Raw genomic sequence first — 12957 nt, forward strand, 5'->3', positions numbered from 1 at the left:
GTTCTTCGAGCGAGCACTTCGGCGAGAGTGCTCCCCGCGCACGCGGGGATGAACCGCCGGTCACTGGGATTCGTCCTCTCCCTGGGCGGTGCTCCCCGCGCACGCGGGGATGAACCGATTGGCACGCCGGGCACGGTTGCCATTTGGGTGTGCTCCCCGCGCACGCGGGGATGAACCCAGATCATGACCGAGGCCGCACTGGAGTTGCCCAGTGCTCCCCGCGCATGCGGGGATGACCCGCCCACACGCCGTGATCCGGCCGGTGGTGTTCGGTGCTCCCCGTGCACGCGGGGATGAACCGCACAACACTAATCGAGTCACTGGTGGCAGGGTGCTCCTCGTGCGCGCGGGATGAAACAGGTCCGATATGTGTGGCTGGTGGTAATGCTTCCCAGTGACCGGGGCCCCGTGTGGGCGGACCGGACGGTTGGTCATTCGGTGATTCTGGTGCGGATTGCTGGAAGTGCGCCTATGGGGCTTCGGCTGGCGTAGCGTTGCTGGAAGTTGTTGGGTTTCCGGGTATTCCGGTGGTCAGGCCAACTTGTCGGTCGGGGGTGCGAGAGTGTTGGGTGCTCTTCAGGTTCGAGGTGGACGCTGTCGATAGGGGGTAGATTTTGGGGTTGAGTGAGGCTGCTCGTTCGGTGTGGGCGAAGTCGCCGAATGATGTGGGTGCGTGGCTGCCGTTGTGGCAGCACATGGATGATTCTGCCGATGTCGCGGGACATTTGTTCGATCAGTGGCTCGCGCCGAGTGTTGTCGAACTGCTGGCGGCGGAGTTTGGTGGTGACCGGCTGGCAGCTCGGTGTGCGGTGCGGTTCCTGGCAGGGGTTCATGATCTTGGAAAAGCCACGCCTGCGTTTGCGATTCAACATGAGGGGCTTTCTCAGCGGATGCGTGAGCGTGGTCTGTATATGCCACTCACGCGGCGTGAACTGGTTGATCGGCAGCTGGCGCATCATACGGTGGCGGGTCATCATTTGCTGATTCGCTGGCTGGTGGATCGAGGGTGGTCTCGACGTTGGGCAGTCGCGTGGGGGGTGATACTCGGCGGCCACCACGGGGTGCCACCCGATGAGGACGACCGTTCGTTGCCCGACAGTTATCCGCACCTGTTCGGTGCAGGTTCATGGGTGCAGGTACAGCGGGAGTTGTTGTGTCGCACGGCAGAACGCTCAGGTGTGCTGGAGTACTTGGATGGTTGGCGTGCGCTGAGGCTGTCGGTGCGGTTCCAAGTCCTTGTGACGGGGATCGTCATCGTTTCGGATTGGATTGCCAGTAATGAGGATTTGCTGCCATTCCATGCTGGGGTGTTGCCGGAGGTGGTGGTCGACTCTGAAAGGTCGGGTCGTGCGTTGGCTGCGCTGGCGCTGCCAGTGCCGTGGACGCCAGCAGTGATCCCGGATGAGGTGCCAAAGCTTTTCGCGACAAGGTTCTCGTTGCCGCCGGGCTCGGTAGTGCGCCCGGTGCAGCTCGCCGCGTGCGAGATTGCGCGAGTGATGAGTGAGCCCGGGCTTCTGATCATCGAGGCGCCGATGGGGGAGGGCAAGACCGAGGCGGCCTTGTCCGCCGCGGAGATCATGGCCGGGCGATGGGGGGCAGGCGGGCTGCTGGTGGCGCTTCCTACGCAGGCAACCAGTGACGCGATGTTTCATCGAGTCGTCGATTGGCTCGACCGTTTGGGAGCCGACGGTCATCAGGTAGGGGGATCGATCATTCTCGGCCATGGCAAGGCGCGGTTCAACCGCCTGTTCCGAGGCCTCGTTCAGGCTGGGCGAATCGGGAACACCGAAATCGACTGCGATCATGGTGGTGACGATGGATTGCAGAGCAAAGCCGTTGCCCGCCACGCAGTTACGGCGCACGCATGGTTGTCCGGCCGGAAGAAGGCCCAGCTGGCCAACTTTTCGGTGGGCACCATCGACCAGCTGTTGTTCGCGGCGCTGAAGTCTCGGCATTTGATGCTTCGCCACCTCGGGCTGGCCGGCAAGGTGGTCGTGCTCGATGAGGTGCATGCCTATGACGCCTACATGAATTCCTATCTGACCAAGGTACTGACCTGGCTTGGCGCCTACCGGATTCCGGTGATCGCGCTCTCGGCGACGTTGCCAGCCGATCGTCGACAGGTGCTGTTGGCGGCATATCAACGAGGTTTCCATCGCACCGTTCCGCCCAGCATGAGCGATGTCGCGGGTTACCCGATCCTGTCGTGGACGACAAGTGACTCGGTCGAGCACCGTCGGATCGAGTCTTCGGGCCGCAGCACCTCGGTGCAGGTGCGGTCTCTTGGCGGGAAGGTCGATGACGATGCGGACGCGTTGATCGCGCTGCTGAGTGAAAATCTGTCGGGCGGAGGCTGTGCGCTTGTCGTGCGGAACACGGTGCGTAGGGTGCTGGCGACTGCCGCGGCACTTGAGCGTCACTTCCCTGGTGAGATCACCGTGGTGCACGCTCGTTTCATCGCCGCGGACCGGATGCGCAAGGATACGGAGCTTCTCGATCGATTCGGGCCAGCTGATCGTGCACAGTGCAGACCCCAACGTCATATCGTCGTCGCGTCCCAGGTGGTGGAGCAGTCTCTGGATATCGACTTCGATCTGTTGGTCACCGATCTGGCGCCTATCGACCTGGTCCTGCAGCGCATGGGACGGCTACATCGCCATCAGCGCGGTGCAGATCAGGCCGAGCGCCCCCCGAAAGTTCGCACCGCTCACGCGTTCATTGCGGGAGTGGAATTCACGGCGGGTGCGCCGGAGCTCGAGCCTTCCGCGGCACGGCGTATCTACGGCGAGTATCCACTGCTTCGCGCGGCGGCGGTCGTGTTGCCGCATCTGGGTCAGGAGATCTGTCTGCCTGATGACATCGCTTCGCTCGTGCAACAGGCGTACAGCTTCGAGCAATTGGGTCCTGCGTCGTGGCAGGACGCCATGGCCCGGGCACGGCAGCATTGGGTGGACCGTTGTGCGGCTCGTACGGCGAATGCAGAGAAGTTTCAGCTGAAAGAGCCTGCGCGGCCGGGAAACTCGATCGTCGGCTGGGTCGCGGCCAATGTTGGTGAAACCGAGGACGATTCGCATGGGCAAGGACAGGTCCGCGACGGCGCACCCAGCCTCGAAGTGGTCGTGATCGAGCAAGACGCTGACGGCGAGTGGTTCACACCGTCATGGCTGCCCGACGACCACAGCCACCGTCGCGTGCCCCGGGAATCGACGCCTTCGGATCAGCTGGCCCACATCATCGCTACCTGCTCACTGCGTCTGCCGCTCGAGTTCAGCAACGAGCAGGCAGAGGCCGAACTGTGGGCCGCGACCCCCGAAGAATGGGAATTCTCGCCCCTCATCTACCGGCTGCCGGTCTTGCTGCTGGATCAGGACGGTTACGGCGAGATCGTCGGCCGAACGGTGCACTACACCCCTGATATTGGCTTAGAGATTCGCGATCATGACGGTCATGAAGTGCGTTGACGGCCCTTGCATCTCAATCTTTGCCCGAGTACCGTCCTGCGGTGTTATCTGCGCCGCTCGGTTCCCGAGGTATGCCGGGATGATCCAGGCCGACAACGTAGTTCGGCGTCTGGTAACGCATGTTCCCCGTATCGCACGGGGTCGGCACGTCGAGAGAACTTACGGCGGGCCAGGAGAGGGGCGGCCCGCCGACCACAAAATGGTCGGCTCCCGCTGCAACGGGAGCCGACCTTCTTCCCATGCAACGTCAAGTAGCGAGAGGGAAGACAAGATGAGTTTACCGATTCCGGCTCTCAGTCAGTCGTCGCGGGGTCCTAGTCGACTGCTGACGGTACGAACACTGCTGATCTTCGTGCTAGCGGAGATGGTTGGGATGGGTGCAGGGCTAGCTGTTGGATTCCGAACATGGGTGATGCTGCCCGCTACCGCGACCGGCACGACTGCGATTCTCAGCATCATCGGTCTTGGAGCTTCCGCAAAGATAGTCGTCACCTTCGCATCCGTGAGCATTCTAGATCGATTGGTCGACTAGAAGACGACGTCCTGCTCGGAAACGATGTGGAAGTGGGAACATGAATGAACAAATACGACAAATACCGCTTCAGTCTGCTTGATGAGCCTTGGATCGTCGCACTCGGTCGCGACGGCCGCGAGCGGGAGCTATCGATCCTCGAATTGCTAAAGCAGGCACAGGATTTGACGACCATCGGCGGGGAGGTGCCAACCCAAGGTTTCGCGATCACGCGTCTGCTGCTGGCGATCATTCATCGTGCGATCGACGGGCCGTCGGGTGCGGATCAGTGGGCCGATCTGTGGGTCTCGGATGGGTTGCCGCTGGATCGTATTCGGGCCTATGTCGATCCGGTGCGGCACCGGTTCGACCTGTTCGGCGCCGAGGCGCCGTTCTTCCAGGTCGCGGGTTTGCAGACAGCGAAGCACGAAGTGTCGGGGCTGGAGAAGATAGTCGCGGACGTGCCGAACGGGCAGCCGTTCTTCACCACTCGGTCAGCGGGGAGTCTTCGTCGGATCGAGGCGTCGGAGGCGGCGCGCTGGTTGGTGCACGCGCACGCGTTCGACCCGTCGGGGATCAAGTCCGGTGCGGTTGGCGATGGCACCGTCAAGAACGGCAAGGGGTATCCGATCGGCACGGGCTGGTCGGGACAGATCGGGGGAGTGCTGCCACAGGGAGAAGATCTGCGAGCAACCCTGTTGCTGAATCTCGTTGCCTACGAGGACAACCCGTATGTCAACATCGGCGGGATTCACGACATTCCGCCATGGGAGCGTGACCCCGATTCGGCGGCGTGGAAGGAACGACCGCCTCGCGGGGCAATCGATCTCTATACGTGGCAGACACGTCGAATCCGACTGGTGGGCGACCGAACCGGGGTAACGGGGGTCGTACTGGCCAACGGCGACAGGATCGTGCCGCACAACCGTCACGACATGGACCCGCACACCTGCTGGCGCTACAGCGACCCACAATCGAAGAAACACAAGACTGTCGTCTACATGCCGTTGACCCATGATCCGGAGCGTTCGGTATGGCGCGGTATCGGCGCGATGCTACCGACGGTCTCCGGTCGCGGCAGCAGCCGTGGCGCCGACCCGCAGCCGCGACTTGCGCCGGGGATTCTGCAGTGGATAGGCGACCTCGGATCCAAAGACCTGTTGCCGGAACGGTATACGCCGCGTGTGCGGATTGTGGGTGCTGAATACGGTGCACAGAGTGCCACGTTCGCCGAGATCGTCGAGGATTTGCTGCCGATGCCGGTGATCTTGTTGCGCCAGGACAAGCCGGCCGCTGGCCAGACAGCGACGAATGCTGTCGACGATGCCGAGCATGCGGCGTTTGCGGTGTGGAGTTTCGCTGAGAACATCGCCCAGGCCGCCGGTGCTGCACCGAAGTCCGGTGCTGGTGACCGGGCTCGGGAGCGGTTGTATGCGGCGCTGGATGGCCGTTACCGGCAGTGGTTGGCCTCGCTGATGCCCGGTGCCGATTTGGGTGAAGCGCGGGCACGGTGGCAATGCACGGTCCGTTCGGCGACGTACCCTGTTGTCGCGGAACTGGTTTCGGCTGCCTCGCCTGCTGCCTGGGTCGGCCGGGAGGTCCGAGGGCAACTACTCAATGTGTCCCGAGCTGAGTTGTGGTTCAGATCCGCGTTACGAAAAGCGTTACCCCTCACCGATACCCGGCCTGATGACCCGACGCCAGAGGAGATGGTGGTGGCGTGAGCACAATCGAGAATGAAGCACAAGCAACTTTGAAACCGGCTCACCACCGCCTAGGCCCTCTGGGGCAGGCCCTGGATTGGCGACTGAACCGATTGCAGGAGGACTACCTACGCCGATCGTCGCTCGCCCGCGCGGAGCTGGCCAAGCTGCGTCGAGGCTTGGGTAAGTCGGCGGGCAGTGTCCCCGAGATCTGGGACTCGACCATTGCCGCGGTGCCCGCGTCGCTGCGCGGTGAGGATGGATTCGATGATCTGGAACCGAGTATCGCAGAGCAGGCCGCGCACTCGGCGCTGACGTTATTCGCCGCGCATCAGCAGTCGATGCCTGTGCGCGCCCACGTTGCGGAGGTGTCTTTCGGACGGGCGGTGGGGATGCTGGCGCGATCGGAGGGCCGGAGCGCCGAGGCAGTCACGCGTCGATTCATGGCTGTTGCTACCGCCCAGTCCATCGACGAGGTGCTGGCACACATCCGGGGGCTGGTGACGCAATTGCGCACGGCCAAACTGGGATTCGACTACGCCCGGCTCGCCGATGACATCACCGGCCTGCTCACCCCGGCTCGTGCCCAGCAGGTGCGACTTGCCTGGGGACGTGAGTTCTACAGAACGCCGCAGCCCAGCGACTCTGAGCCCGAACCGGCCCAACAGTGACCATCGAAAGGGACCCGAGCTGATGAACCGAACCCTGATCGAGCTGCACATCTTGCAGACCGTGCCACCGAGCAATCTCAACCGCGACGACACCGGCAGCCCGAAAACCGCGATCTACGGTGGAGTGCGGCGCGCACGAGTGTCGAGCCAAGCCTGGAAACGCGCGACCCGCGTGGCCTTCGACGCCCACCTCGACCAGTCCGAACTCGGCGTGCGCACACGGCGGGTGGTCGAGCTCCTCGGTGCCGAAATCGCCTCCCGTGCACCCGGTCTGGCGCAGCAATCCCTCGAACTGGCGACTGCGGTGATGACCGAGATCGGGATCAAGGTCAAGCCACCGAGAAAGGACGCCACCGACGAGGCCGGATACCTGGTATTCCTCAGCAAGCATCAAATCGTGGCGCTGGCCCAAGCTGCTATTGCCGCGGCCGCCACCGACGACATCGCTACATCGCTGCGAGAAGCCAAGGTCAAGGACTTGGCCGATCGTGACCACTCAGTGGATATCGCGTTGTTCGGTCGTATGGTCGCCGACCAAGCCGATCTCAACGTCGACGCCGCAGTCCAGGTCGCACACGCCATCAGCGTCCATCCGGTCGAGACCGAATTCGACTACTTCACCGCCGTCGACGACCACATCGGCGAGCACGAAACCGGCGCCGCGATGATTGGCACCGTCGAGTTCAACTCCTCAACCCTGTACCGATACGCCACAGTCGACGTCAACCGCCTCAACGACAACCTCGGCGACCGCGACGCGACCCGCCGTGCGGTCCAGGCATTCGTGACCTCGTTCGTGCGCTCCATGCCGACCGGCAAACAGAACACCTTCGCCAACCGAACCCTGCCGGAAGCCGTCGTAGCGCTGGTCCGCGATACCCAGCCGATCAATCTGGTCGGCGCCTTCGAACATCCGATCAGGGAGTCCAACACCGATGGACGGGTCAAACGAGCCGCCGACGCCCTGCGCGACGAAGCGCGAGAGATCGAACGCGCCTACAACGAAACCCCGATCGCAGGCTGGGTGACGCGCCTCGGCTCCGACACCGCGGCCCTGGACGACCTGGGTGGCAATGTCAGCTTCGCCGACCTGGTAGACCAGCTCGCGGCGCTGGTCGAAGCAAGGCTCGGAGATCAGCAGTGAGCGTCGTCGCCCTGCGCCTGGCCGGACCCCTGCAATCTTGGGGTGCCAGCAGCAAATTCGTACGACGCGACACCGAAACCGCACCCACCAAAAGCGGTGTACTCGGTCTCGTGGCCGCAGCGAAAGGCTTGCGTCGAACCGATCCTCTCGAAACGTTGCTGGGCTTGCGATTCGGTGTTCGTATCGACCAACCCGGACAGCTCGTGCGCGACTTCCACACCGCACAACGGCCCAAACGCGAACGCGACGGATCCACAACCTGGACCTCCATGCCGTTGTCATATCGGTACTACATCTGCGATGCCGCCTACCTGGCGGTGCTCGAGGGGGAGCATGAACTCGTCACCGCAATCGATGCCGCTGTGCGTAGCCCCGAGTTCCCGCTCTACCTCGGCCGTCGCTCGTGCCCACCCGCGGGACCGATCGCGCTCGGAGTATTCGATACAGACCTCGACACCGCTCTGATGACCCGGCCGTGGCTGGCCAGCACCAGAGTCCAGAAACGCACCCGCGACACCGTCGTCACCCTGGCAACGGTTCGTGACGCGGCCGACGGTGAACTAGCCGGTGAAGCAATCCATGATGCCCCAGTAAGTTTCGACCCGAACCATCGCCAGTACCAATGGCGCTCCATCGTGCGAAGCACCGTGGAAATCGCCAACCCGCACGGCACCACGGCACCGGTCGCCGAGCACGACGCCATGTCGGTCCTGGAGGCGTAGCAATGTTCCTGACCAGGATGCAGATCAACCCACGCCGCCGCGGCGCCCGGCTACTGCTGTCGTCCCCGCAAGCACTGCACGCCGCGGTATGCAGCGGCTTCGCCGACGCCACACCCAGCGACGAAGGCCGAATCCTGTGGCGAATCGACAACTACGGACCCCACCGTGTGATCCTGTTCGTCGCCAGCCCCGACAAACCCGATTTCACCCACATCGTCGAACAAGCCGGCTGGCCCACCACCCAAGCGTGGGACACCAAACCCTACGACCGCCTGCTCGACCGACTGACCATCGGACAACAATGGCAGTTCCGTCTGACCGCAAATCCCGTGCGGTCCGGGCGCCGTGACGGCTGGACCGACACCAAACCGCTCGGCCACGTCACCGTCCGCCAGCAAGAACAATGGCTGCTCGACCGCACCCCACGGCTCGGATTCCAGATATTGCCCCGCAAAGCAGACAACGCAATCGACGGTGAGGTCGAACTCGCCGTCATCGACCGCAGTGTTAAGCGATTCCCCCGAAGCCCCGGCGGCCGTGTCACTATCTCCACAGCAACCTTCGAAGGCTTGTTGGAGGTCACCGACGTTGCCGCACTGAAGACTTCACTCACCTTCGGTATCGGGCGCGCCAAATCGTATGGGTGCGGGCTACTCACCCTCGCATATCCGACCACGGCAGATACCCCGCAATGAGCACCATCGGGCGTCGCCCCTCCACATCCAAAGAGCTGGTTCGCATCTCCGACCGGATCTCATTCCTGTACCTGGACAAGTGTGTGATCAATCGTGACAGCAACGCCATCACCGCTACCGACGAACGCGGCACCACACGTATTCCCGCCGCGTCGGTCGGTGTATTGCTGCTGGGCCCAGGAACAACCATTACGCACCAAGCAATCTCGCTGATGTCCGATAGCGGGTCGACCGTTGTGTGGGTGGGGGAGCGCGGTGTGCGCTATTACGCGCACGGCGTCGCGCTCTCCCGATCTTCGCGACTTCTGGAAGCGCAAGCACAGGCGGTGTCCAACACCCGCGCACGCCTGCAGGTCGCGCGCGCGATGTATGCCATGCGCTTCCCCGGCGAGGACGTCTCCGGACTACTCATGCAGCAGTTGCGCGGTAGGGAAGGTGCCCGGGTGCGCAAGGTGTATCGCCAGCACTCTCAGCGCACCGGGGTCGAATGGACCCGGCGCAACTATGACATTGATGATTGGGACGCTGGTGAGCCGATCAATCAGGCGTTGTCGGCGGCGAACTCCGCGCTGTACGCAATCGTGCACTCGGTGATCGTCGCCCTCGGATGCTCACCGGCCCTCGGCTTCGTCCACACAGGCCATCACCGCTCCTTTGTCTACGACATTGCAGACCTGTACAAGGCTGAGCTGACCATCCCGATCGCATTCGAGGTCGCAGCAGAAGGAGCCGAAGACATCGGTGCGGTGACCCGTCGGCGTGTACGAGACGCAGTTTATTACGGGAAGCTACTCGAACGATGCGCGCGGGACATCCAGAAGCTACTTCGCAATGAGAGTGGCTTTGAGGCAACAGAGTTCGAGGAACTCGACTTCGAGGTGATCTCGCTGTGGGACGACCGAGATGCCCCGGTGCCCGGCGGAGTGGGATATGGAGACGACTTTTGACGATCGTTGTCCTCACCGCCGTCCCGCCGGGTCTGCGTGGACACCTCACTCGATGGCTACTCGAGATCAGTCCCGGTGTGTTCGTCGGCAATATCTCGCCGCGTGTACGAGACTCATGTGGCAGCGCATCATCGAGTTTGTCGGCGAGGGCAGAGCGATCATGGCCTGTGCCGCACGCAACGAACAACGGCTCACCTTCAAGGTGCATGGGCACGATTGGACTCCCGTAGACCACGATGGCGTGACGCTCATGCGACGCACAACCGTTCCGGACTATATTCCGGCGACCCACGCGCCGCCCGCCGCGAGCGACCGCACATCAAACCAGGCAGAACACCAATCCGAAACCGTGTGGCGTCGACGTGCAGCTCGCCGGAAGTTCAAGCCAAAGTAACCGTCCGAGGGGGGATTGTCTTGCCTACATCCCAACAAACCGAATGAAAAACAACATCAGCGACTAGAAACCACCAGGTCAAGAAGAGTGCTCCCCGCGCACGCGGGGATTCCGACGACCGCGATGAACCGCACCATCTTGTCGTTGTGCTCCCCGCGCACGCGGGGATAATCCGAGGTTGGTGCCGGTCACTCAGCCGTGGGTGCCGTGCTCCCCGCGCACGCGGGGATGATCCCAGATGCTCGAACGCGGCACCCTTCTCGGTGAAGTGCTCCCCGCGCACGCGGGGATGATCCGACGACGCCGCCTTTCAGCGCGTAGACGATGTGGTGCTCCCCGCGCACGCGGGGATGATCCCCGCTCCACCCACGCCTTGGCGCGGGTCTTGCCGTGCTCCCCGCGCACGCGGGGATGATCCGCGGCCCGGACTCGGGAGCGGGGATCGTTGCCCGTGCTCCCCGCGCACGCGGGGATGATCCGGGGGCACACGCGGAAGCGCCCGTGTGCCCCCGGTGCTCCCCCGCGCACGCGGGGATGATCCGGGCAACCGGGTTACCGGTTGCCCTTAAATCTGGTGCTCCCCGCGCACGCGGGGATGATCCGTTGCCTTCGAGGTCGCCTTCCTTGCTGAGGACGTGCTCCCCGCGCACGCGGGGATGATCCGGCGGATAGTCAGCGCCTTCAACGACACGAAGGGCGCTCCCCACGCATGCGGGGATGATCCGCGGAGTTCGTGCGCGATCTGCGCGCCGAGGGAGTGCTCCCCGCGCACGCGGGGATGATCCGATCCTGCCGCAGGTCGGGGCCATGGTCCGTCAGTGCTCCCCGCGCACGCGGGGATGATCCGTTGGACCGTCTCGCCACCGGATCTATCTACCTCTGCTCCCCGCGCACGCGGGGATGATCCTGATGGCAGCCGAACACCGCAAGCGCCGTACCAGTGCTCCTCGCGCACGCGGGGATGATCCGCCGCGCAGGCGGTTTCGGCGCTGGCCGGACGCGTGCTCCCTGCGCACGCGGGGATGATCCGTCTGGTCAGAACCTTCGTCACAACTGACTGAACCCGACGACGTCGCCTGTCGCGGCCAAGTCGGGCAGTGTCTGCCGATCGGACGCGGGTCATCGATATCGGTGAGTTCAAGGTCCTAAATCGGTGTCTTGTTGAGTTGAGGTCGGGTCGTTAGGAAGTTCGAATGTGCTGTCGTTCGCGGCATTTGATGGCGCGTGCAGTTCGAGTTTACTAACTTGCTGGCTGGCGGTGAGTCGGACTCGTCGGTGTTGTTCGGTACGTAGTTCGTTGATGCGATGTTGGTAGTCGATGATCTGGTCGCGGCTGTCTGCGTCGGCGTGCGATGTGCCGGGTTGATAGGACGATTGATCGGTGCGTTCGTGGTGTGGAGTGGCGAGAATCTGGTCCCAGCGGTCTGCTGGGCCCGCGTGGAGGGTGGCGTCGCGGTGGGCTTCGCGGTCAGCGATGCGTGCTGAGTCGCGAGTGTGGATCGCGGTTTGATGTTGCGTCGCGAGTGCGGTGATGCGGGTTTGGAGTTTGCGTCGTGCACCGCGGTTGAAGGCGGGGGTGGTTGTGAGGCTTCTGCTGGTGGTGTCGAGCTCGGTGGTGATCGCTTGGAGTGCGCGGGTGGCGGCGGTGAATTCGTCGTGGGCGGTGCGGGCGTTGCGTATTGCCTGTTGGGCGGTGTGGTGGCGCACGGCATTGTCGTATTCGGCGTCGTTGTTCTGGTAATGGGGTGCCGGTCCGTAGAGGATTGCGTCGTTGTCTGCCAGGGTGATTCGTAGTTCGAGGTCGTTGATGTGTTGCGGGAGTTGGGCGTCGGTGTGCACGATCAGCGGGTTCTGTGCGATGGGGTCGGTCGGTGTGACCGGTTGGGGGGTTCGGGTGCCTGGGATTGAGTGACTGTCGATCCAGGAGCTGATGGCGAGTCGTTCGGCGAGGGTTCGTGCGGCGCGCCAATCACGGCGAAGGAGACCGCGGATGATGTCGGCTGGTTGGGTGGCGGCGATGTGGTCGCAGCGGGTACGGATGTGCTCGGTGGGGTCGTGGTCGGGGATGGGGGGCGCGTTGTTGTCGCGGCACTCTCCGCACAGGCCGTCGTCGCTGCGGCGTGGATGTATCGGTCGGGATTCGTTGGCGGCGCGGCCTATCCCGCAGGCCACACACGGTAGAGCTTGAAGGAGACGCGAAGAGACCACCCAGGACCCTGCGGAGTCCCCGGTGGTCTCCGCCCATCCGCGCGACCGAGGGCTGCAGCTTGCAGCGCGCCACGGGTAGGTTCCCGGCTTGCCGGAGAGAGCGTCCGTCCAACGGCGCGGGCTTGCCGCGATCGAACTAGCGACGGAATCTGCCGGTACTGGCTGGCGACCTGACGAGGTACGGCCCGGTCGTCCGCGCCGGACGACCGGGCCGTACCGATTCACCAGCTCACAATTGATGCTCGGATTCGTCATCGCCAAAGGTGGCGCCGCGAAGCTCTGCGAATACTTGCTGGCGTACGAAGGCGACGATCGCGTTGTAGATCACGATCACCGTGACCGTGTAGGTCAGCGTCGCGATGCTCTTGTACAAAAGGCCCATGATGTTCTCCTTGAGATCCTATCGGGAAGCCCTGTTGGGCAAGGGAATCCGGATCCCCTGCCGGAGATCAGGAATCTGCTTGTCGGCTGAGTGGGGGTGGCGCGCGAGGTTGCACTGTC

Annotated in this window: 9 protein-coding genes, 1 pseudogene and 2 CRISPR repeat arrays (1 of these 12 only partly in view); of the genes and pseudogenes, 8 read left to right on the forward strand and 2 right to left on the reverse strand. The window is 63.5% G+C overall.

Annotated elements, in window-relative coordinates; genetic code table 11:
- Positions 1–359: direct repeats of the CRISPR family, unit length 28 nt; unit sequence GTGCTCCCCGCGCACGCGGGGATGAACC; it begins 836 nt to the left of the window's first position.
- Between the two features lie 261 nt (positions 360–620).
- The 8 genes and pseudogenes from cas3 to cas2e all read left to right on the forward strand — a co-directional run bounded on the left by cas3 (position 621) and on the right by cas2e (position 10248).
- A complete protein-coding gene (cas3, locus tag ACFK0J_RS17045) occupies positions 621–3461 on the forward strand; it encodes a CRISPR-associated helicase Cas3' (RefSeq protein ID WP_378741356.1) in 2841 nt (946 codons plus the stop codon).
- 576 nt (positions 3462–4037) lie between these two features.
- Positions 4038–5696, forward strand: coding sequence for a type I-E CRISPR-associated protein Cse1/CasA (casA, locus tag ACFK0J_RS17050; RefSeq protein ID WP_378741359.1), 1659 nt, complete (start codon positions 4038–4040; stop codon positions 5694–5696).
- Positions 5693–6346 (forward strand): type I-E CRISPR-associated protein Cse2/CasB, encoded by a 654-nt coding sequence (gene casB, locus ACFK0J_RS17055; RefSeq protein ID WP_378741362.1) that lies wholly within the window; start codon positions 5693–5695, stop codon positions 6344–6346. Before casA ends, casB begins: the two co-directional genes overlap by 4 nt.
- A 22-nt stretch (positions 6347–6368) precedes the next feature.
- Positions 6369–7490, forward strand: coding sequence for a type I-E CRISPR-associated protein Cas7/Cse4/CasC (cas7e, locus tag ACFK0J_RS17060; RefSeq protein WP_378741364.1), 1122 nt, complete (start codon positions 6369–6371; stop codon positions 7488–7490).
- On the forward strand, positions 7487–8212 hold the full coding sequence (gene cas5e, locus ACFK0J_RS17065) for a type I-E CRISPR-associated protein Cas5/CasD (protein WP_378741366.1): 726 nt from the start codon (positions 7487–7489) through the stop codon (positions 8210–8212). Before cas7e ends, cas5e begins: the two co-directional genes overlap by 4 nt.
- A gap of 2 nt (positions 8213–8214) precedes the next feature.
- On the forward strand, positions 8215–8907 hold the full coding sequence (gene cas6e / locus ACFK0J_RS17070) for a type I-E CRISPR-associated protein Cas6/Cse3/CasE (protein WP_378741368.1): 693 nt from the start codon (positions 8215–8217) through the stop codon (positions 8905–8907).
- The gene (gene cas1e, locus ACFK0J_RS17075) at positions 8904–9854 is read left to right on the forward strand and encodes a type I-E CRISPR-associated endonuclease Cas1e (protein WP_378741370.1); all 951 of its coding nucleotides are present in this window, start codon (positions 8904–8906) and stop codon (positions 9852–9854) included. The genes cas6e and cas1e overlap by 4 nt, the downstream gene beginning before the upstream one ends.
- A pseudogene (cas2e, locus tag ACFK0J_RS17080) lies at positions 9797–10248 on the forward strand (type I-E CRISPR-associated endoribonuclease Cas2e). The gene cas1e and the pseudogene cas2e overlap by 58 nt, the downstream one beginning before the upstream one ends.
- Before the next feature lie 87 nt (positions 10249–10335).
- Positions 10336–11278: a CRISPR direct-repeat array (repeat unit 23 nt; unit sequence GTGCTCCCCGCGCACGCGGGGAT).
- A 107-nt stretch (positions 11279–11385) separates the two neighbouring features.
- Here the strand turns inward: cas2e and ACFK0J_RS17085 are convergent.
- Together ACFK0J_RS17085 and ACFK0J_RS17090 are read right to left on the reverse strand one after the other, a co-directional pair.
- Positions 11386–12420, reverse strand: coding sequence for a hypothetical protein (locus ACFK0J_RS17085; protein WP_378741372.1), 1035 nt, complete (start codon positions 12418–12420; stop codon positions 11386–11388).
- Between the two features lie 265 nt (positions 12421–12685).
- On the reverse strand, positions 12686–12838 hold the full coding sequence (locus ACFK0J_RS17090; RefSeq protein WP_378741374.1) for a hypothetical protein: 153 nt from the start codon (positions 12836–12838) through the stop codon (positions 12686–12688).
- Between the last annotated feature and the right edge of the window lie 119 nt (positions 12839–12957).

Origin of the sequence: Nocardia brasiliensis (assembly GCF_042691675.1) — a bacterium.
GTDB classification, from domain to species: Bacteria; Actinomycetota; Actinomycetes; order Mycobacteriales; family Mycobacteriaceae; genus Nocardia; species Nocardia brasiliensis_D.